Annotated in this window: 18 protein-coding genes, 1 tRNA gene and 3 pseudogenes; 7 read left to right on the forward strand and 15 right to left on the reverse strand. The window is 63.5% G+C overall.

Translation table 11 applies throughout. From position 1 onward, the window contains the following. Positions 1-27 precede the first annotated feature (27 nt). From LB536_RS10985 to LB536_RS10995, 3 genes are all read right to left on the reverse strand, one after another. Positions 28-852, reverse strand: coding sequence for a carbohydrate ABC transporter permease (locus LB536_RS10985; protein ID WP_140761623.1), 825 nt, complete (start codon positions 850-852; stop codon positions 28-30). Beyond that, positions 849-1718, reverse strand: coding sequence for a carbohydrate ABC transporter permease (locus LB536_RS10990; protein ID WP_224591853.1), 870 nt, complete (start codon positions 1716-1718; stop codon positions 849-851). The genes LB536_RS10985 and LB536_RS10990 overlap by 4 nt, the downstream gene beginning before the upstream one ends. 375 nt (positions 1719-2093) lie before the next feature. Beyond that, positions 2094-3320, reverse strand: coding sequence for an ABC transporter substrate-binding protein (locus tag LB536_RS10995; protein ID WP_224591855.1), 1227 nt, complete (start codon positions 3318-3320; stop codon positions 2094-2096). A gap of 181 nt (positions 3321-3501) precedes the next feature. Here LB536_RS10995 and LB536_RS11000 point away from each other — a divergent pair, with 181 nt between their 5' ends. The 3 genes from LB536_RS11000 to LB536_RS11010 are packed head-to-tail and all read left to right on the forward strand — an operon-like array spanning position 3502 to position 6243. Continuing rightward, entirely contained in the window at positions 3502-4272 is a 771-nt protein-coding gene (locus LB536_RS11000; protein WP_224591858.1) for an SDR family oxidoreductase, read from the forward strand. A gap of 2 nt (positions 4273-4274) precedes the next feature. Further along, positions 4275-5345: an ABC transporter ATP-binding protein gene (locus LB536_RS11005; RefSeq protein WP_140761610.1), complete on the forward strand. Its 1071-nt coding sequence runs from the start codon at positions 4275-4277 to the stop codon at positions 5343-5345. A 16-nt stretch (positions 5346-5361) separates the two neighbouring features. Next, the gene (locus tag LB536_RS11010) at positions 5362-6243 is read left to right on the forward strand and encodes a MurR/RpiR family transcriptional regulator (protein WP_140811118.1); all 882 of its coding nucleotides are present in this window, start codon (positions 5362-5364) and stop codon (positions 6241-6243) included. A gap of 3 nt (positions 6244-6246) precedes the next feature. Here LB536_RS11010 and LB536_RS11015 read toward each other — a convergent pair whose 3' ends face one another. Beyond that, on the reverse strand, positions 6247-6570 hold the full coding sequence (locus LB536_RS11015; protein ID WP_140761606.1) for a DUF167 domain-containing protein: 324 nt from the start codon (positions 6568-6570) through the stop codon (positions 6247-6249). A gap of 7 nt (positions 6571-6577) precedes the next feature. After that, positions 6578-6871, reverse strand: a complete 294-nt coding sequence (locus LB536_RS11020; protein WP_023771816.1) for a YggT family protein — start codon at positions 6869-6871, stop codon at positions 6578-6580. 148 nt (positions 6872-7019) lie between these two features. Between LB536_RS11020 and LB536_RS11025 the strand changes: the two genes are divergently transcribed. Together LB536_RS11025 and LB536_RS31315 are read left to right on the forward strand one after the other, a co-directional pair. Beyond that, positions 7020-7095: transfer RNA gene (locus LB536_RS11025), tRNA-Ala, on the forward strand. Between the two features lie 251 nt (positions 7096-7346). After that, positions 7347-7406: pseudogene (locus tag LB536_RS31315) on the forward strand (hypothetical protein); the annotation flags it as partial. Between the two features lie 89 nt (positions 7407-7495). Here LB536_RS31315 and LB536_RS11035 read toward each other — a convergent pair. Beyond that, positions 7496-8087 (reverse strand): annotated as a pseudogene (locus LB536_RS11035) (tonB-system energizer ExbB); the annotation flags it as partial. Between the two features lie 285 nt (positions 8088-8372). On the opposite strand from LB536_RS11035, the gene LB536_RS11040 reads away from it, so the two are divergent. After that, a complete protein-coding gene (locus tag LB536_RS11040; protein ID WP_224591861.1) occupies positions 8373-9059 on the forward strand; it encodes a cysteine hydrolase family protein in 687 nt (228 codons plus the stop codon). Between the two features lie 6 nt (positions 9060-9065). Here LB536_RS11040 and LB536_RS11045 read toward each other — a convergent pair whose 3' ends face one another. The 9 genes and pseudogenes from LB536_RS11045 to LB536_RS11090 form a co-directional block, all read right to left on the reverse strand. Continuing rightward, complete coding sequence (locus tag LB536_RS11045; protein ID WP_224591864.1) at positions 9066-10007, reverse strand: LLM class flavin-dependent oxidoreductase; 942 nt, start codon at positions 10005-10007, stop codon at positions 9066-9068. A gap of 133 nt (positions 10008-10140) precedes the next feature. Then, positions 10141-10296 carry a hypothetical protein gene (locus LB536_RS11050; protein ID WP_140751827.1) on the reverse strand — a complete coding sequence of 52 codons (156 nt, stop codon included), beginning with the start codon at positions 10294-10296 and terminating at the stop codon, positions 10141-10143. Positions 10297-10433: 137 nt separating this feature from the next. Next, positions 10434-11378, reverse strand: coding sequence for an ABC transporter permease (locus LB536_RS11055; protein ID WP_224591865.1), 945 nt, complete (start codon positions 11376-11378; stop codon positions 10434-10436). Next, positions 11375-12430, reverse strand: a complete 1056-nt coding sequence (locus tag LB536_RS11060; RefSeq protein WP_140811127.1) for an ABC transporter permease — start codon at positions 12428-12430, stop codon at positions 11375-11377. Before LB536_RS11060 ends, LB536_RS11055 begins: the two co-directional genes overlap by 4 nt. A 465-nt stretch (positions 12431-12895) precedes the next feature. Continuing rightward, positions 12896-14146 (reverse strand): annotated as a pseudogene (locus LB536_RS11070) (ABC transporter ATP-binding protein); the annotation flags it as partial. Between the two features lie 215 nt (positions 14147-14361). Beyond that, positions 14362-15393 carry a BMP family protein gene (locus LB536_RS11075; protein WP_224591869.1) on the reverse strand — a complete coding sequence of 344 codons (1032 nt, stop codon included), beginning with the start codon at positions 15391-15393 and terminating at the stop codon, positions 14362-14364. 150 nt (positions 15394-15543) lie between these two features. Next, positions 15544-16749, reverse strand: coding sequence for a 3-oxoadipyl-CoA thiolase (pcaF, locus tag LB536_RS11080; RefSeq protein WP_224591870.1), 1206 nt, complete (start codon positions 16747-16749; stop codon positions 15544-15546). Between the two features lies 1 nt (position 16750). Beyond that, positions 16751-17545: a CoA-transferase subunit beta gene (locus LB536_RS11085; RefSeq protein WP_224591872.1), complete on the reverse strand. Its 795-nt coding sequence runs from the start codon at positions 17543-17545 to the stop codon at positions 16751-16753. Further along, positions 17542-18399, reverse strand: coding sequence for a CoA transferase subunit A (locus LB536_RS11090; RefSeq protein WP_140811133.1), 858 nt, complete (start codon positions 18397-18399; stop codon positions 17542-17544). The genes LB536_RS11085 and LB536_RS11090 overlap by 4 nt, the downstream gene beginning before the upstream one ends. Before the next feature lie 121 nt (positions 18400-18520). Here LB536_RS11090 and LB536_RS11095 point away from each other — a divergent pair, with 121 nt between their 5' ends. Beyond that, positions 18521-19291, forward strand: coding sequence for an IclR family transcriptional regulator C-terminal domain-containing protein (locus LB536_RS11095; RefSeq protein WP_224591874.1), 771 nt, complete (start codon positions 18521-18523; stop codon positions 19289-19291). Positions 19292-19526 lie beyond the last annotated feature (235 nt).

Here is a 19526-nt window from a genome sequence, read left to right on the forward strand (position 1 = left end):
GCACTTTTCCTGGAATTGCTGGGATCGCTACTTGACCGCCCCGAGCGCGAGGCCCCGGACGAGATAACGCTGCAACCATATGAACAGGATCGCCACCGGCAAGGTGGCCAGCAGCGTCGCCGCCATGACGTGATGCCATTCGATCGTGTAGCGGCCCGCGACCAGCGAGAAGACCTGGATCGGCAGCGTGTAGCTCTCCTGGCTGCGCAGCATGGTGAGCGCCACGACGAATTCGTTCCAGGCATTGATGAAGGTGAAGATCGCCGTCACCGCGATCGCCGGCAGGCAGAGCGGCAAGAACACTTTTCGCAAGGTCAGCCAGCGGCCGGCGCCTTCCATCCAGGCCGCTTCCTCGAGATCGCGCGGAATGGTGTCGAAATAGCTCTGCAGCATCCACACGGTGAACGCGACGTTGAAGGCCATGTAGATGAAGCCGAGCGCGGTGGTCGATTCGACCAGCCCCCAGGCGGCCATCAGCCGGAACAGGCCGAGCACCAGCACGATCGGCGAGATCATCTGCGAGATCAGCAGGAACTGGCGGAACGCGCCGTAACCGGCGAAGCGAAAGCGCGACATCGCGTAAGCCGCCGGCACCGAGATCAAGATGGCGCCGACGGTGGCGATCACGGAGACATAGAGCGAATTGGCCAGCGCCTGGCCGAAGCCGGTCGCCACCCACATGTCGGAAAAATTCGACCAGCGGAACTCGCTCGGCCACCAGGTGGGTGTCAGCACCTCGGTCCGCGGCTTGACCGCTGTCAGGAACATCACAGCGAAGGGGAAGATCGTCACCACGATCAAAGGCGCCAGCAGCAGCCAGGCGAAGACGGTCCGCTTCAGCTTGCCGGTCATGCGCGCTGCTCCCGCATGGCGAGGCGCACATAGATCATGGTGAAGACCAGCAATATGGCGAACATCACCAATGACACCGCCGAGGCCTCGCCCAGTTTGCCGATGCGGAAGGCGAGCTTGTAGAGATGGGTGACCAGGATGTCGGTCGAATTGGCCGGCCCGCCCTGCGTCATCACCCAGATGATCGGGAACGAGTTGAAGACGTAGATGGTGTTGAGCACGATGGCGATGTTGATGAAGGGTTTCAGGAGCGGAAAGGTGATCTCGCGGAACTGCTGCACCGGCGTTGCTCCTTCGAGTGCAGCCGCTTCGTAGAGATCGTCCGGGATCGACGACAGGCCGCCGAGGAAGATCGTCGTGGTGAACGGCACCGTCACCAATATACCGATCAGCACCTGCATCGGAAAGGCGGTGCGGGCCTGTGCCAGCCACTGGATGTTGTGGTCGATCAGGCCAAGCCCGATCAGCGCCGAATTCAGCATGCCGCTTTCGCCGCTCAGCGCCCAGCGCCAGACCACCGCCGTCATGGTCAGCGACACCGCCCAGGGCAGCATGATGATGACGCGGGCAAGGCCACGGCCATAGAAATCGGTGTTGAGGATCATCGCCACCGGGATCGAGACCAGCAGCGCACCGCCGACCACCAGCACGGTCCAAAGCCCGGTGCGCCAGAGCGCGGCGACGAAATCAGGATCGGCGGTCAGCACGGCAAAATTGGCAAGGCCGCTGAACTCGCGCAGCTGGCCAAAGCGATTGACGTCATGCGTCGCGATCTGGATCAGGTCCCAGACCGGCCAGAAGATGACCACCGCCGCCAGGAACAGGCTCGGCAAGGTCAGGAGATAGGGCAGGAAGCGATTTTGCATCGGCTAGGTGTACCGTAATTGCCGTGGGCTTGGTGGCCCTTCAATTCCTTACACGCGGTCTGCGCTGCCCCTCACCTGCCTGCCGGCATCCTCTCCCCGTATAGTGACGGGGAGAGGGGCGCTTTCGTCGCCGATTTCGCCAATCACCAGCGTCCAAGAAGGGCGCCGAGGTTGGGGCCAGCCTCTTTCTCCCCGTCGCTATACGGGGAGAAATGCCTGGCAGGGCAATGAGGGGCGGCGCGACATCGACGATCTTGTCCCGATTTGCCTTGTCGGTCTTCGCCATTTATCGCAGGCACCGCTGCATACTTCTTCTAAAAGTGTGGCGCGCCCCACCTGAGTCGGGGGCGCGCCACGGGCGCAGGGAGATACGCCCTATTTCTTCAGCACCGCATTGGCCTTCGCCGCGGCGTCCTTCAAGATTGTCTCGGGATCGCCGCCGAGATAGATCTTCTGCATGGCATCCGAGGTGATCTGGGCGACTTCTTCCCAGCCCGGGATGACCGGCGCGAAACGAGCGTCTGGCAGCAGTGCCGTAAAGGCGGCCAGATCGGCGTTGTTGACGTAATAATCCATCTTGGCCTCTTCCTTATTCACCGGCAGGAAGCCTTCACCTTGCGTGAACTTGGCGCGCTGCTCCGTGGTGAACAGGAAGTCCATCAGCTTCCAGGCCTCGTCCTTGTTCTTGGAGTTCTTGAACATGATCATGGAGTCGGTGACGCCATAGGTGCCGCGCGCGCCGGTCGGACCCGCCGGAATGGCGGCCACGCCGTATTTGAGGCTCGGCGCCTCCTCCTTGATCTGGTTGGACAGGAAGGGCGCCGTGATCATCATGCCGACCTTGCCCTGCTTGAATAGGTTCTGCACGTCCTCGCGGTTGTTGGAGGTGACGCCGGGCTCGGTCAGCCCCTCGTCGATCATCGACTTGTAGAGCTTGGCGGCTGCCAGCGCGCCCGGCGTGCTCAGGCCCGACGTGCCGTCCTTGTTGAGGATCTCGGTGCCCTGCGACCACATCGCGTAGTAGTAATAGACGTCGGTCTCGATCTCCTTGCCCTGCAGGCCGAAGCCGAAGGCGCCCTGCGCCTTGATCTTGCGCGCATCCTCCTGCAGTTCGGTCCAGGTTGCCGGCGGCTTGGCGATGCCGGCCTTTTCGAACAGATCCTTGTTGTAATACATGGCGCGCGCCGAGGCGGCGATCGGCAGGCCGTAGGTCTTGCCGCCCATGATCGAAGGCGACAGGAAGGTGTCGATGAAGCGGCCCTTGAATTCGGGCGTGATGTAGCTGTCGAGCGGCTCGGCCACATCCTGCTGGACGAAGTCGATCAGCCAGCGCGTGCCGATGATGGAGAGATCCGCATTGGTGCCGGCGGTGATGTCGGTGGTCAGCTTCTGCAAGAGCACATCCCACGGCACCACCTCGAATTTGACCGTGATGCCAGGGTTCTTCGCCTCGAACTCCTTCTTCACCTGCTCGAAGTAGGGGCCGGTCTTGGCGCTGTATTCCGCGACGGTAACCCGCACTTCGCCGGCCTCTGCCTGCGCCGCGAAGGCCAGCATGCCCATTCCGGCCATCAGGCCGGCAGTCCATTTTGCAAGGTTCATCCGATCTCTCCCATTTGTTTCGCGCATTCGCGCTCCTTGTGCCGGTGCTGACACAAGATTTATGTGACTTTCCTACATTATCGATGAATTCGCCGCACGCAAGCGGATTAATATGTTGCTTAATTACATCTCGTTCTTTAGCCTCCCGGCATCTGGCTGACCTGCGGGAGGAGCAAGCGCCGTGGTTTCGAGAGCCGAATTCGAAGGCAGGACCGTCGTGGTCACTGGCGCCGGTGGCGGCCTCGGCTCGGCGATCGTCGCACTGCTGGCCGGCAGGGGCGCGCGGGTGGTCGGCTGCGACCAGTCCGACGAGGCGCTGGCGAGCCCGCACCTTGCCTCGCGCCATGTCTTCGACCTTCTCGATCGCGCCTCGGTCGAAGCCGCGATCGCCGCGGTGCTCGAAAAGGACGGCGTCCCCGACATCCTGATCAACAATGCCGGCTGGACTCGCGCCGAGACGCTTGATGCGCTGACGGCGGACAGGATCGAGCATGAGCTCTACCTCAATTTGACCGGTGTGATGATTTTCGCCGACCCCATCGTCAAGGCGATGGCCGCGCGCGGTTCGGGCAACGTCGTCTTCATTTCCTCCGTCAACGCCATCGCGCATTTCGGCAACCCCGCCTATGCCGCCGCCAAGGCCGGCATCAACGCCTATGCCAAATCGATCGCCGTCGAGCGTGGCCGCAGCGGCGTGCGCGCCAATGTGGTCTGCCCCGGATCGATCCGCACCGCCGCCTGGGACCATCGCCTGGCCAAGAACCCTGACGTAATCGGCAAGCTGCAGCGGCTCTATCCGCTCGGCCGCATCGTCAACGCCTCGGAAGTCGCCGAAGCGGTGGCTTTCCTTGCTTCCGACCGGGCCTCGGGCGTAACAGGCGTGGTGATGCCCGTGGATGCGGGATTGACCGCCGGCTGCCTGCCGTTCATCGACGACATATTGGGAGCGTGACCATGACCGACGTCGAGTTTCGCAACCTGTCGAAATCCTTTGGCCAGCACAAGATTCTCGAGGACATCAGCCTCGACATCGAGAGCGGCGAGTTCGTGGTGCTGGTCGGGCCGTCCGGCTGCGGCAAGTCGACCTTGCTGCGCATGCTGGCGGGATTGGAGACCATCAGTTCCGGCGATCTCCTGATCGGCGGCACGCGCGCCAACGACCTGCCGCCGCAGCAGCGCAACATCGCCATGGTGTTCCAGTCCTATGCGCTGTTCCCGCATCTGAAGGCTTCCGACAACATCGGCTTCGGTCCGAAAATCCGGGGCGAGAACCGCACGGCCATCGACCAGAAGGTCAAGAAGGCGTCCGGCGTCCTCAACCTGTTCTCTTACCTCGACCGCTATCCCCGCCAGCTCTCGGGCGGCCAGCGCCAGCGCGTCGCCATGGGGCGCGCCATCGTGCGCGAACCCTCGGTGTTCCTGTTCGACGAGCCGCTCAGCAATCTCGACGCACAGCTGCGCGTGCAGATGCGCACCGAGATCAAGGCGCTGCACCAGCGGCTGAAATCGACCATCGTCTACGTCACCCACGACCAAATCGAGGCCATGACCATGGCCGACCGCATCGTCGTGATGGATCGCGGCAGGATCCAGCAGGTCGGGGCGCCGCTGGAGCTCTACGACAGGCCGGCCAACAAGTTCGTCGCCGGCTTCCTCGGCTCGCCGTCGATGAGTTTTGTGTCCGGTGCCCTCAAGACGACGCCCGAGAAAACCTGGTTCGAGTCGGTCGGCGGCGGCCGGCTTGCGCTCGCTGGCAAGCCGGTGCCGGCAGGCAGTGCGGTGGAGGCGGGCATCCGGCCCGAGCATTTCATCGTCGGTGAAGCCACCGATGCCATGACGCTCAAGGTTGATGTCGTCGAGCCGACCGGTTCCGAAACCCATGTCTACGGCGCCATTGGCACCGATACGGTACGCGCCGTGTTCCGCGACCGGCTGCCGGTCCGGCCAGGCGACCTGCTGCCGGTCTCCGTCGATCCCGGCAACATCCATCTGTTCGACACGGCGACGGGCCTGCCGCTGAGATGACGACGGAAACGCTGATATGAAGACGCCTGCCGACATCATCACGCGGCTGCAGCTGATGTCGCAGGACGGCACCAAGTCGGATCGCCGGCTGGCGAGCCTCGTTCTGTCCGATCTCGACTTCGCCTCCAAGGCCGCGATCTCCGAGATCGCCGCGCGCGTCGGCGTCAGTGAGCCGACGGTCACCCGTTTCTGCCGCAATCTCGGCTGCGAGGGCCTGCGCGACTTCAAATTCTATCTGGCGCAGGCCATCGCCATCGGCGGCCAGTATCTGTCGCCGGAACCGCTGAGCCGCGACGCCCGCGAGCAGCGCATCGCATCGGCCATCACCGAAGCGGCTGTCACAGCCATCCAGCGCGCCAGCGAGAATCTCGACATGACGACGCTGGTCGACGTCGCCGCGCGCCTTGCGGCATCGGGCAATGTGCTGTGCATCGGTTCGGGTGGCATTTCCTCTATGATGGCGACCGAGATGCAGAACCGGCTGTTCAGGCTCGGCCTGCCGGTGCTGGCTCAGATCGACGGGCAACTGCAGCGCATGTATGCCGCCGTCGCCACGCCGGACACCACCGTGGTCGCCTTCTCGGTCTCCGGCTACGCGCGCTCGGTCATCGAGGCGGTGCAGGTCGCCCAGCAATATGGCGCCGCCACGGTGGCCGTCACCGCGCCCGACTCCGCATTGGCCAAGGCCGCCGACACGGTCATCCACCTGCAGCCGCTCGAGGACGGCAACATCTACAAGCCGACATCGTCGCGCTACGCGCTGCTGGCGATCGTCGACATGATCGTGACATCGGTCGCCGAGACGCGCGGCCCGAAGGTGCTGGAGAACCTGCGCCGCATCAAGCAGAGCGTGAACACGCTGAAGGTGGACGATCCGCGTTTGCCGCTGGGAGATTGAACTTCAGGCAGAGGATTGATCGCAGAGCGCTTCGACACTTCTTGCCAGCGCCTCCGGATCACCCACAATGCGCAGCGTCTTGAGCCGGGCCGTGCCGCCGGCAAAGACCGAAACGGCCGATACCGGCACGCCCAGCGCCTTGGCGACCAGCTTCTCCAGCGCTTGATTGGCGGCGCCGTTTTCCGGCACGGCGCGGACCCGCGCCTTCACGTGACGTCGTCCGTCCGCCGATGTTTCGACGCCTTCGAGCCGGTCCACGGAAGACTTCGGCGTTAGCCGCACGAACAGATCGACGCCGTTCTCGCGGATGCGGAACGGCGCGCTCATGCGATCGTCAGGCCAGTAGCAGCGGCGCGATCGTGGTGAGAATGAACTGCCTGAGGAAGAACAGGATCAGCAGCAGGATGATCGGCGAGATGTCGATGCCGCCAAGGTCGGGCATGAAGCGGCGGATCGGCCGCAGCGCCGGCTCGGTCAGCCGGTAGAGCATGTTGCCGATGCTGCCGACGAACTGGTTGCGCGAGTTGACGACGTTGAAGGCATAGAGCCAGGAAAAGATCGCCGAGGCGATGATGACCCACCAATAGAGGTCGAGCGCCATGACGATGGTTTGAATGAGGGCGAGCATGCCGGTCTCCAATTGTTGCCGACATGTAGCCATTACGCGCCAAACCGGCAAGGGCAGGTTCCACCCATGTGACCGGCTGTCGGGTTTTCGGTGAAGCGCCGCCTTGACAGGAAACCGCGTCGCCCGATAAATGCGCCATCCGCTGGACGGGGCTGTAGCTCAGCTGGGAGAGCGCGTCGTTCGCAATGACGAGGTCAGGAGTTCGATCCTCCTCAGCTCCACCAGCGGAATAATCGATTGTCCGGCTTTCCCGCGCGGCAACGCCCAAACGTCATCCGATACGTCAAGATGGGTCACACGGCGTCAATGCCCCCAAAAATGACCAGATGCGATTTCGCGTTGCCAAGGCGAAATGGTTGTCAATTGGACTTATGGCGATGGCCTCTGTCCGGTCGACGCTATTTTTTTGGAAGCCGCCCCATTAGACTGGCGTTGTGTCGTGCTGATCGAGGCTGGCCATATCGGCCAGAACATGATGCTCGCGGCAACCAGGCACGGCCTGTCGGCCTGTCCGACGGCGGCGCTGAGCCATTCGGCGATCAAGCGCCTTCTGGGCCTCGACCGTCTTACCGACGCGCCCATCTATGCATTGACCCTCTCAACCCCGGAACTTGATCCGCATTCGATCGTCGCCAGCAGGCCGGTGCCGCGCGACATGCGCCGCGACGCCGCCGCTTCGATGCGCGACAGGCGTGAGCTGACCCGTTCCTTCAACCCGTCTCCGCCGACATGGTCGAGCGCACCGGCCGAAAGCGCGGTCTCTTCTTCCGCTGCCCGCACCAGGAGCGCGCCGGGGCCGCCGCTGCGGTCGAGCGCGTGGCTCGCCTGCTTCAACGTCGCGGCATCGCCGATCGCGCGGACGGCACGGCGGACGCTCAGCTTGCCACCGAAAATCTCCAGCGATTTGGCCAGCCATATCGTCCAGGTGACCAGCGACGCGAAGGCCAGTCCGATCATCACCGCCTTCACGATGATGTCGGCGGCCATGAACATGCCCCATGGCGACAGATCGTGCGGCAGGGTCAGCTCCATCGCCCCAGCAGGCGTCGCCCCCGCCGGCAGATGTCGCCGGTGCTGCAACCGCCGGGGTAGCGGGTGCCGGCGCGGGTGCCTCGACTGCTGGAGCAACGCCGGCAGGTTGCTCCTGGGCCATCGCGCCGGTCGCCGCCAGGATCACCAATGCGACCAACGCCGCCAACAAACCATGTCTCGACACGAGCTTCTTCCTTTGTTCGCCTCTGGTCATGCATTTCTCCAGTGCGGCCGCGGCATTCCAATCCCGGCTGCGGCTGGCAGATGCCCGGCTGACTATAAAACATGAACTTTCTAGTCAACATTGAAGATGACTGCAACACTCAACAATCTTGGGAATACGCCGTGAAGCCCTGAACCGCTAACGCACCAGTGCCCGCCGATATCCCAGGCCGTACGATGCCGGGCATCCGGTATCGCCGCATCGATGCGAACTCGCTAGGGTGATCCGGCGGCAAAGGAGCTCCGGATGATCAAGGCAACACCTTTCGACTACCCCTATGACGGCGGGCTGGTTGCCGAAAACACCGCGTTGATCGTCATCGACCTGCAACAGGATTTCCTGTCGACATCGGGCTATTTCGCCAGGAAAGGGTATGACCCCTCGCCGCTGCGGGCGATCCTGCCCACGGTGAACCGCCTGATCGCGGCCGCGCGCAAAGCTGGCGTCACGGTCATCCACACGCGGCAGGGTTATCGTACCGACATGGCCGACATGACGCCCTATGAGAAATGGCGCCGCAAGCGTGCCGGCCTCGATGGCACCGATATCCTGCTGCGCTCGGGCGCAGGGTTCCAGATCGTTCCGGAGATCGATGTCGCGCCGCACGACATCATCGTCGACAAGACCTGCAACAGCGCTTTCACCTATACGGATTTCGAGCTTGTGCTGCGTGCGCGAGGCATCGCCCATCTGATGTTTTCAGGGTGCACGACGGATGTCTGCGTCCACACCACGCTGCGCGAGGCCTGTGACCGCAATTTCCAGTGCCTGACGATCTCGGACGCCTGCGCCAGCGGCGATCAAAGGGCGCATGAAGCGGCGTTGCACATGGTGACGGTCGAGGACGGCGTCTTCGGCGTGCTGGCCGATTCGGACGCCGTCATCGCTGGCTTGTCGCGGCTGGGCGACAGACCTGAAGCAACTGACGATTGACTGGCTTCAGCTCGCTGCCCGCGCCTCCAACCTTGCGCCAGGCGCATAAGCTCCAGGCTGGAATTCGCAGGCCTCCCGGCGCGCCAGGGAGTTGCGCAGCAGCGCCAGTGTTTCCCGGCCGGCCGTCGCGATCTCGCATGGCGTATCAACGCCGACGATCATGAATTCATCGATGCCGAGAGCCGCATAAGCAAGCAGCGACAGCGCGACCTGGGCCGGCGGCCCGGAGAGGTCGACCGCCTTGTGGCCGGCGGCGGAAACACCTTCGTGGATCCTGACCGGAAGCGCGAAGCGTAGTTTGCCGGCGCGGCCATGTTCGGCTGCGGCGCCACGCGCCCGCTCCATCAATTGCCTGATATCGTTGATCGATCCCGGCGCTAGTTCGAAGACGTCGGCATGCCGGCCGGCCACCTTCAGCGCCGTTCCGGACTGCCCGCCCATGCGGATCACGAGGTCGGCGCCATGCGGGCTCTTGCGCGGCACATAACCGTCCTTGATGCTGTAGAACGCGCCCTCGTGATCGAAGGGCCGATCGTTCGACCACAGACGCTTTAACAGCACCAGATATTCGTCGATGCGCTGCCAGACGACGCCATGTCCGACCGGCCGTGTCTCGGCATCGTCATCGTTCAACGGCTCGCTGATCATCCTGAGCGCCAGCCGTCCGGCACCCGCCCTGTCGATGGACGCCAGCTGACGGGCCGCCACCGTCGGTTCGATCACGCCGGCCCAATGGGTGAGCAACACTTCCAGCGAAGCGGTGCGGGCGAGTACCTGGGATGCAAGATCCATGTTGGTCAGCAGGCCGGCCGAATCGTCGACGACGATCTTCTGGAATCCGCTATCCTCGATCAGCCCGAGCTTGGTCGCGGTCTCGGCGAAGTGATAGAAAAAAGGAACCGCCGCGTCGGCGGTCTTGCCGGGAACATGTGTGAATTCGATCGGCATTGTCATCTCCTCCATTGCTGGAATCACCGATGCTGTGAAATGCGAATCCTCAGGCGCGCGAAAGCACTCCGGGATACGGTTCATTCAACTCCGATTGCCTGAAAGCTGTGGGGCAACAGCCCCTGTCGATCCCTTATGGAATAAGACCCAACACGACTGCCCCGGTGAACACGAACGCAAGGGCAAAGACGAGATAGGCGAAAGCGCCGGCATAGGCCGGGCGGAAGCCCTGGGCATTCGCCAGCCTCTGGCCGTTGCTGTCGGTCTGGGCGTTCTGGATATAGGACATGGCGACCTCCGTCTCGCCGATTAATCTATAAAACTTGTAGACTTTGTCGAGTGCTATTTTTCGACCATTGGCAGAACTATTTTCTCTTTGATGGCCAAAGATTGGTGTGAAATTGCTGTGGGCGTGAGCTCGCGCCCTTACCGCTCCTCCCGTCGAAACGGCTTCAGCAGCGCCGACGGTGCCACCGCGTTGCGTGACATGACGGCCATGGCAACGATGGTGAAGATGAACGGCAGCATCAGGAACGCCTCGTAGGGGATATGCCCGAGCCCGCTTGCCTGCATGCGCAGTTGCAGCGCATCGACGAAAGCGAACAGCAGCGCGGCGCCTGCCGAGCGCCATGGATCCCAGCGGCCGAAGACGACCAGCGCGATCGCCACCCAGCCGCGTCCCGACACCACGCCGAAGGTGAAGGCGTTGAATTGCGCCATCGACAGGAAGGCGCCTGCGAGCCCCATCAAGGCACCGCCGAGAATGACAGCCTGGAAGCGCGTGGCGATGACGCTCACACCCGCCGAATCGGCGGCGCGCGGATTCTCGCCGACCATGCGCACCGACAGGCCCCAGGGCGTGCGGTAGAGCACGAAGGCGGCGAGCGGAATGGCCAGGATCGCCATGTAGACCAGCGCGAACTGGTTGAACACCGCCGGGCCGAGCACGGGAACATCGGACAAAACCGGTATCGGCAAAGTCTGAAAACCCTTGATGCTCGGCGGCACCGACTGCTGGCCGAAGATCAGCCGGTAGAGGAAATAGGCAAGCCCCGACGAGAACAGCGTCACCCCGATGCCGCAGACATGCTGGCTGAGGCCGAGCGCGACGGTGAACAGCGCATGCAGCGTGCCCATCAGCATGCCGGTCAACACCGCAACCAGCACGCCGAACCACAGGCTGCCGCTGAGGCTGGTGGCGGTGAAGCCGGTCATCGCGCAGAGCAGCATGATGCCTTCGATGCCGAGATTGAGCACGCCTGCCCGTTCGGAGAACATTTCGCCAAGCGTGGCAAAGGCCAGCGGCGTGGCGATGCGGATGATGGCGGCGAGAAAGCCAACCTGAAAAATCTGTTCGAATACCGCGCTCATCCGATGGCTCCGACGCGGCGGATGCGATAGGCGGTGAACAGCAGCGCCACCAGCATGGCGAGCAGCGCCGTGCCTTGGATGACGTCGCTGAGGAAGGCCGGCACGCCGGTCGCCCGCGACATCGCCTCGGCCCCCGTCATCACGGCGGCCAGGAAGATCGCCGCCGGCACGACGCCAAGCGGGTTGAGCCGCGCCAGCATGGCAACGACGATGCCGGAATAGCCGTAGCCCGGCGAGATATCGCTCATCACCTGGAAATGCACGCCGCCGACCTCGCCGACGCCGGCCAAGCCTGCGAGAGCGCCCGACAGCAGCGCCGTCGAGATCAGCACCCGCTCGACATGGATGCCGCCATATCTGGCGGCTTCGGGGTTTTCGCCGGTGACGCGAATGCGAAAACCGAGCGTCGTGCGCACGATGAGGAACCAGATCAGGGGTGCCGCGATCAGCGCCGCGACGACACCGAGATGCAGCCGCGTGCCTTCGATCAGCACCGGGAAGTTGGCCGAATCCTCGATCGGCGGCGAGATCGGATAGCCGCTGAAGCTGTCCTTCCACGGCCCCTCGATCAGCGCCATTAGCGCATAGTAGATAACCGAGTTGAGCAGCAAAGAACTCACCACATCATCGACCTTGAATTTTACACGCAGCGTCGCCGGCACCAGCGCGACCGCCGCACCCGCGGCCGCACCCGCCAGCGCCATCAGCAGCATGGCGAGCGGCCCCGGCATCGGGATCGCGCCGACGAAACAGCTCGCCACGGCGCCGGCCAGCAGCTGTCCCTCGGCGCCGATGTTCCAGAACTTGGCACGGAAGGCGACAGCCACCGCGAGCCCGGTGAAGATCATCGGTGCGGCCCGCACCAACGTTTCGGTGATGGCGTAGCTGTCACCTAGCGAGGCCGTGAACATCACGCCGTAGGACTCGAGCACACCGGCCCCGGCCAGAGCTATCAGGCCGCTGCACAGGACAAGAGTGGCCGCGATCGCCAGCAGCGGTAGCGCCAGATTGAACCAGGCGGGTGTGGAGGTACGAGCTTCCAGGCGAAACATCAGCCGTGGCCCTCTGCTTGCCGGATGTCAGTGCCGCCCCTCATCCGCCTGCCGGCACCTTCTCCCCGTATAGAGACGGGGAGAAGGGAGCTGTCGCGGCTTTCTGCGCCTCCTGGAAAATTGGCGAAACCATCGATGATAGCGCCCCTCTCCCCGTCTCTATACGGGGAGAGGATGCCGGCAGGCAGGTGAGGGGCAGCGCTAGCGTCTGAAAATTCAATCACTCTAAGCGCTCCCCTCAGCGCCGGTCATCAGCAGGCCAAGCCGCGCGATTGTGGCATCGGCGCTGTCGAGCGTGCCGGCGATGCGACCCTCATACATCACCGCGATACGGTCGCAGAGCACCAGCAGCTCCTCCAGATCCTCGCCGATGACGACGATGCCGCAGCCCTTGGCGCGCATGTCGAGGAATTTTTCGTGGATGAAGCGGGCCGCACCAATGTCGAGCCCACGCGTCGGCTGCGAGACGATCAGAACCTTCGGGTCAAAGGCAAGCTCGCGCGCCAGCAGCGCCTTCTGCAGATTGCCGCCGGACAGCGCGCCGGCCCGCGTCATAGGTCCGGGACATCTGATATCATAGGCCTTGATCTGTTCTTCGGCGAAAGTGCGGATCGCATCCGGCTTGAGCAGCCCCTTTGCGGAGAAGGCTGATGTACCGATGCGCGGCAGCACCATGGAATCGGCAAGCGGCAAATTGGTGACCAGCCCCGTCGTCATGCGGTCTTCTGGGATGCGGCCGAGGCCGAGCGCCTGCACCTCGCGCGGCGAGAATTGCACGACCTGTTTGCCGGCTATCGTCATTTGACCACCGTCGGGCGCGCGCGTGCCCGAGATGACCTCCGCCAGTGCCCGCTGGCCATTGCCGGAGACGCCGGCAATGCCGAGGATTTCGCCGGCACGAACCGCAAGCGACACATCGCGCAGCGCCGTGCCCGAATGCTTCGAGGTCGAAATGCCATCGAGGGTGAGTACTGCCTCGCCCGGTCTCGATGGCCCGCGCGCCGGTGGCACGATTTCATGGCCGCACATCAATTGCGCCATTGCGGCCGATGTCGTGTTGGCGGGATCGTCTACCCGCCCGGCGACACGGCCATGCCGCAGCACCGTGCAGCGATGCGTCAGCGCCCGCACCTCGTTGAGCTTGTGCGAGATGAAGATGATGCCCAGTCCTTGCGCCGCCATGGAGCGTAGCGCCGAGAACAGCCCGTCGACCTCGCTCGGCGCCAGCACCGCCGTTGGTTCGTCGAGGATCAAGAGCCTGGCGCCGCGAAACAGCGCCTTGACGATTTCCAGCCGCTGCTGCTCGCCGACCGACAGCGCCGAGACCGGCAGGTTCGGATCAAGCGTCAGGCCGTGCTGGCTGCTGATTTCAGCCAGCCGCGCCAGCCCGCCGGCGCGATCGATCCGCCCCGATTTGCCAGGAATGCCGATGAGCAGATTTTCCAGCACGGTGAGCCGTGGTGCCAGATGAAAATGCTGATGCACCATGCCGATGCCGGCGGCCAGCGCGTCGGCCGAGCTGGTAATCCGCACCGGCCGGCCCTGGATCAGGATCTCGCCGGCATCCGGCGCGTAAGCGCCGAACAGCACGTTCATCAATGTCGTCTTGCCGGCGCCATTCTCGCCGAGCAGACCGAGGATTTCGCCCGGCGCCACGCTGAGATCAACGGCCTCGTTTGCCTTGACGGCGCCGAAGCTCTTGGTGATGCCGCGCATTTCGATGAGGGGGGCGGACAAGGGCACTCCTGAGAGGAACTAGCTTTGCCATGGCACCTCCGATTGACAGGGATGCGCTGCACCCCCCTCTGGCCTGCCGGCCATCTCCCCCTCAAGGGGGGAGATCGGATCTCGTTTCGGCTTTCGCCAATTTTCCGCGTCAGATACGAACGATCCCGGAGAAACTGCCGATCTCCCCCCTTGAGTAACAACCTTCAATCCGAAACCGGCGTGTTCTCGTCCACATCCACCCGGAAATTGCCTTCCAGGATCTCGGCCTTCTTCTTCTCGACCAGATCCTTGACCTCGGCGGGCAAGGTCTTGTCGAACTTGTGGAAGGGCGCCAGATAGGAGCCACCCTTGGCCATGCGCGAGAAATCGCCGTAATCCTGCGCGGTATAGACGCCGGCCTTGACCAGCTTGATCGCCTGCTCGACCGTCGGGTACATGTCCCAGACCGGGCCGGTGATGACCGTGTCGGGGCCGAGGCTCGACTGGTCGGACATATTGGAGATGGCGAAGATCTTCTTCTCCACCGCCGCCTCGATGACGCCGAAGCGTTCGGCATAGATGACATCGACGCCGGCATCGATCTGTGCCACCGCGGCTTCCTTGGCCTTCGGCGGATCGAAGAAGGAGCCGATGAAGGCGACCTTCTTCTTGACGTTCGGATTGACCTCCTTGGCGCCGGCGAAGAAGGCGTTGACCAGCCGGTTCACTTCCGGAATGCCCATCGCCGCCACCGCGCCGACCGTGCCCGACTTCGACATCTTGCCGGCGATCATGCCGGAGAGATAGGCGGGCTCATGGATCCAGTTGTCGAAGACGCCGAAATTGGGTTCGGCCGGCCCGGCGCCCGACCCGAACAGCCAGGCGGTTTTGGGGAACTGCTTAGCGGTGCGGCGCGATTCGCGCTCGGCGGCGAAGGCGTCGCCCAGCACCAGCTGATAGCCGCCTTGCGCATATTCGCGCATGACGCGGCTGAAGTCGGCGGTCTGCACCTTCTCGGACCATTTGTATTCGATGCCCAGTTCCTTCTCGGCCTTCTGCAGCGCGACATGGATCTGGTTGTCCCAGGGTTCCTCGATCGGCGTGGCGAAGATCGCCGCCACCTTCAGTTTTTTGCCGGCCGCGAAGGCCGCACCGGGCAGCATCGCCGCCGCGAGGCCAAGCGCGCCCAGTTCCAGCACGTTGCGTCGCGACAGGCCTTCGCGAATCGAAGGAGATTTGTTGTTCCGGTTTTCCATCAAGTGCCCCTCTGTTCGACGGCCGTGTCGAGCCGGCTGTTCCAAAAATCAGACAGGGAACTATGGAACGGGTCAGGACTTTTGTCCACATGGTCAAATTTGGGGCAGTGCCGAATCTGGCCATGGTCTTGTCGAGCCGAGAACTGAGGATCAGGCCCGTTCGAGCGCGATGGCGATGCCCTGGCCAACGCCGATGCACATAGTGGCCAGCGCGTAGCGGCCGCCGCGTTCGCGCAGCTCGAGTGCGGCCGTCCCCGAGATGCGGGCACCCGACATGCCCAGGGGATGGCCGAGCGCGATGGCGCCGCCATTCGGATTGACGTGTTCGGCCTCCTCGGCAATGCCGAGCTGGCGCAGCACGGCAATGCCTTGCGAAGCAAAAGCTTCGTTGAGTTCGATGACATCGAATTGTTGCGGCGTCAGGCCAAGCCGCGCGCAAAGTTTCCGAGTCGCCGGCGCCGGACCGATGCCCATGATGCGCGGCGCGACACCGGCGGCCGCACCGCCAAGGATACGGGCGATCGGCGTCAGGCCGTATTTCTTCACCGCCGCTTCGGAAGCAACAATGAGCGCCGCCGCGCCGTCATTGACGCCGGAGGCATTGCCCGCCGTCACCGTGCCGCCTTGCCGGAACGGCGTCGGCAGCTTGGCCAACGTCTCGACCGTGGTGCCGGCACGGGGATGTTCATCCTTCGATACGATGACCGCATCGCCCTTGCGCTGCGGGATCGTCACCGCAGTGATCTCCTTCGCCAGTCGGCCATTGGCTTGTGCCGCGACCGCCTTGTCCTGGCTGCGCACGGCAAAGGCATCCTGGTCGGTGCGTGACACGGCAAAATCCTCGGCGACATTCTCGCCGGTTTCCGGCATGGAATCGACGCCATACTGCTTCTTCATCACCGGGTTGACGAAGCGCCAGCCGATGGTGGTGTCGTAAATCTCGGCATTGCGCGAGAACGCCGTGTCGGCCTTGGGCATGACGAAAGGCGCACGGCTCATCGATTCCACCCCGCCTGCGATCATCAATTCCGCTTCGCCGGCCTTGATGGCGCGCGCGGCGATGGTCAGCGCGTCCATGCCTGACCCGCACAGGCGATTGACGGTCGAGCCGGGGACTTCCTTGGGCAGGCCGGCCAGCAACAGCGCCATGCGTGCCACGTTGCGGTTGTCCTCGCCGGCCTGGTTGGCGCAGCCATAGACGACATCGTCGATCGCCTGCCAATCGATGCCGGGATTGCGCTCAAGCAAAGCCTTTAGCGGGATGGCGCCAAGGTCGTCGGTACGTACCGAAGACAGCGAACCGCCAAAGCGGCCGATCGGCGTGCGGATGTAGTCGCAAATATAGGCCTCGGCCATGTCAGGCTGCTTTCCCTTTTCCGGTCCCCGCATGCGCCGCCTTGGTGCGGGCCTGCAGGTCGCGCAATGTCTTCAGTTCGAGTTCCGTCGGCGCCGGCGTCTCGTCAAGGGCCTCGGCGAATTTTACGACCCAGCCACAAGTGTCCTGCACCTGCTCACGCGTAACGCCGGGATGCAGCGACACCACGGTGAATTCCTTGGTCACCGGATCCGGCTTCCAGACGGCGAGATCGGTGATCAGCAATGTCGGGCCAGCGGTGTCGATGCCAAGCCGCTTGCGATGATCGCCGCCCTCGCCATGGCCGAAGGAGGTGAAGAAGTCGATCTTTTCGACCATGCCGCGCTTGGTCTGCGCCATGGTGATATAGACCTCCTTCGACGATGTCGCGATTTCGGGAGCGCCGCCACCGCCTGGCAACCTTGTCTTGGGATGGAAATAGTCGCCGATGACCGTGGTGTTGATGTTGCCGAACTTGTCGAGCTGTGCCGCGCCGAGGAAGCCGATCGAGATGCGGCCGCCTTGCAGCCAGTAGCGGAACATCTCCGGCACCGCGACAGTGGTGACCGCGGTCTCACACAATTCGCCGTCGCCGATCGACAGCGGCAGCACGTCGGGCGCGGTGCCGATCGTGCCGCTCTCGTAGATCAGCGTGATATCGGGCGCATGCGTCAGCCGCGCGACGTTGCAGGCGGCCGATGGCGCGCCGATGCCGACGAAGCAGACATCGTCGTTCTTCAACGCACGGCTGGCGGCGATCGTCATCATCTCGTTGGGGGTAAAGGCGAGCTCGCTCATGCCGCTTTCCTCAGATGCTCGACGCGGGCCGCGAAATCGTCGGCGGTTCTTTCGATGACGTGCGCCTGCATCCACGCCTGGAATTTTTCCCGGTCGGCGGCGATCTCGTCCCATTCCAGATAAGCCGCATTGTCGCGCGCATAGTAGCCATGCGCGTAGGAGGGGTGCGAGCCGCCGGGCACCACCGAGATCGCCGAAAGGGTCCAGCGCGGCAGCACGGTCAGGTTCGGGTGCAGATCGTCGAAATTGTCGACCACCTCCTCGACCGTTACCACCGCGCGCCTCGCCGCCAGCACCGCTTCCTTCTGGATGCCGATGATGCCCTCGACCAGCACATTGCCTTTTCTGTCGGCCTTCTGTGCGTGGATGAAGGTGACGTCGGGCCGGATCGACGGCACGGCCGCCAGCACCTCGCCGGTGAACGGACAGGTGATCGATCTGATGTTGGGATTGACGTCAGCCAGCCCGGCGCCGCGATAACCGCGGAAGACGGCGCAAGGCAGGCCCGCCGCACCCGCTTCATAGGCATTGGCCATGCCGGCATGGCTGTGTTCTTCGACCTCGATCGACCGGGGAAAGCCGTTTTCGATCGCATCGCGGGCGCGCCGCAGCAGGCCGACGCCGGGGTTGCCGACATAGGAAAAGACGATCTTCTTCGCCATGCCCATGCCGATCATCTGGTCATAGATCAGGTCGGGCGTCATGCGGATCAGGGTCAGGTCGCGAAACCCCTGGCGGATCGCCTCATGCGCCGCGGCCGTCGGGATCAGATGGGTGAAGCCTTCGAAGGCGACGGAGTCGCCATTGCCCAGATTCTCGGCCACAGCCTGTTTGAGCGGCAGGAACTTGACCATCGCGGCGACCCTCACGATTCAAAAAGTTCGCATTGCGAACATAAGTATTGCATGTGATACTTTCTGCGCCTGCTTCCAGGCGGAGTCAATGCTGGCGAAATCGCCTTTGTCAGAGGACGAGATGGACGAAGAGACCGTTTCCCGTGATCATGTCGGCTCGCTCGAGCGCGGTCTTGCCGTGATGGAGATCCTGGCCCGGCACCCCTCGGGCATGACGCTGACGGAGATGGCCGAGGAAGCGGGTCTGACCCGCGCCGGTGCCCGGCGCTTCCTTCTCACTCTGGTTGCCACCGGCTATGCCACCCAGTCGGCCCGTGTGTTTTCACTCTCGCCGCGCCTGCTGAGCGTTGCCCGAATTTGGCTCGCCGGCACTTCCCTATGGACCTTCGCCGCGCCCATCATGCGCACGGTCGCGGCGCAGTTGAACGAGGCCTGTTCGGCGGCGATCCTGTCGGGCGAGGATGTCGTCTATGTCGCTCGCATTCCCGGGCGGCGCATCTTGAGCGTGTCGCTCGACGTCGGCACTAGACTGCCCGCCTATTGCACCTCGATGGGGCGGATGCTGCTGGCTGGGCTGACACCAGCGGAATTGGACGCCTTTCTTAGCCGCGCAACCATCGAAAGCCGGACGCCGAAGACGATCACCGACAGGTCATTGCTCGCAGAGGCCATCGGCAAGGCTGGAACGGATGGCTTCGCCGTCGTCGACGAAGAACTGGAACTCGGCCTGCGCTCGATCGCCGTGCCGATCCGCGACAAGGCTGGACGCACGGTCGCGGCGATCAATGTCTCGACCCAGTCGGCACGGTTTTCCGTCGCGGAAATGCAACGCGAAATCCTGCCAGCACTGATCGAGGCCAGGCAGCGTGTCGAGGATTTCTTTGTGGTTTAACCAGGGCTTTGAAAGGCCCATTGAACTTGCTTGAAGTGGCCAATCCTTAACGTTAGCGCCGCCCCTCATTGTCCTGCCGGACATTTCTCCCCGTATAGAGACGGGGAGAAAGGGACTGGCCGAAACGTCGCCGGTAATTGGCGAAATCGCCAACACCGTGTCCAGCGGATAGATGGGTAACAGAATGAACCGGATACATAGGTAACAGTTTTCTCCCCCTAAGATGCGGTTGCCG

It is taken from the genome of Mesorhizobium sp. ES1-3 (genome assembly GCF_020164795.1).
Classification (GTDB): domain Bacteria; phylum Pseudomonadota; class Alphaproteobacteria; order Rhizobiales; family Rhizobiaceae; genus Mesorhizobium.

What these genes read in the sequence shown, in the direction of transcription:
- LB536_RS11050 (WP_140751827.1), bottom strand. Translation starts at nt 10,296, where the DNA reads ATGTCCTATATCCAGAACGCCCAGACCGACAGCAACGGCCAGAGGCTG.
- LB536_RS11085 (WP_224591872.1), bottom strand. Translation starts at nt 17,545, where the DNA reads ATGAGCGAGCTCGCCTTTACCCCCAACGAGATGATGACGATCGCCGCC.
- LB536_RS11040 (WP_224591861.1), top strand. Translation starts at nt 8,373, where the DNA reads ATGATCAAGGCAACACCTTTCGACTACCCCTATGACGGCGGGCTGGTT.
- LB536_RS11090 (WP_140811133.1), bottom strand. Translation starts at nt 18,399, where the DNA reads ATGGTCAAGTTCCTGCCGCTCAAACAGGCTGTGGCCGAGAATCTGGGC.
- LB536_RS11010 (WP_140811118.1), top strand. Translation starts at nt 5,362, where the DNA reads ATGAAGACGCCTGCCGACATCATCACGCGGCTGCAGCTGATGTCGCAG.
- LB536_RS11075 (WP_224591869.1), bottom strand. Translation starts at nt 15,393, where the DNA reads ATGGAAAACCGGAACAACAAATCTCCTTCGATTCGCGAAGGCCTGTCG.
- LB536_RS11095 (WP_224591874.1), top strand. Translation starts at nt 18,521, where the DNA reads ATGGACGAAGAGACCGTTTCCCGTGATCATGTCGGCTCGCTCGAGCGC.
- LB536_RS10995 (WP_224591855.1), bottom strand. Translation starts at nt 3,320, where the DNA reads ATGAACCTTGCAAAATGGACTGCCGGCCTGATGGCCGGAATGGGCATG.
- LB536_RS11055 (WP_224591865.1), bottom strand. Translation starts at nt 11,378, where the DNA reads ATGAGCGCGGTATTCGAACAGATTTTTCAGGTTGGCTTTCTCGCCGCC.
- LB536_RS11005 (WP_140761610.1), top strand. Translation starts at nt 4,275, where the DNA reads ATGACCGACGTCGAGTTTCGCAACCTGTCGAAATCCTTTGGCCAGCAC.
- LB536_RS10985 (WP_140761623.1), bottom strand. Translation starts at nt 852, where the DNA reads ATGACCGGCAAGCTGAAGCGGACCGTCTTCGCCTGGCTGCTGCTGGCG.
- LB536_RS11020 (WP_023771816.1), bottom strand. Translation starts at nt 6,871, where the DNA reads ATGCTCGCCCTCATTCAAACCATCGTCATGGCGCTCGACCTCTATTGG.
- pcaF (WP_224591870.1), bottom strand. Translation starts at nt 16,749, where the DNA reads ATGGCCGAGGCCTATATTTGCGACTACATCCGCACGCCGATCGGCCGC.
- LB536_RS11045 (WP_224591864.1), bottom strand. Translation starts at nt 10,007, where the DNA reads ATGCCGATCGAATTCACACATGTTCCCGGCAAGACCGCCGACGCGGCG.
- LB536_RS11015 (WP_140761606.1), bottom strand. Translation starts at nt 6,570, where the DNA reads ATGAGCGCGCCGTTCCGCATCCGCGAGAACGGCGTCGATCTGTTCGTG.
- LB536_RS10990 (WP_224591853.1), bottom strand. Translation starts at nt 1,718, where the DNA reads ATGCAAAATCGCTTCCTGCCCTATCTCCTGACCTTGCCGAGCCTGTTC.
- LB536_RS11060 (WP_140811127.1), bottom strand. Translation starts at nt 12,430, where the DNA reads ATGTTTCGCCTGGAAGCTCGTACCTCCACACCCGCCTGGTTCAATCTG.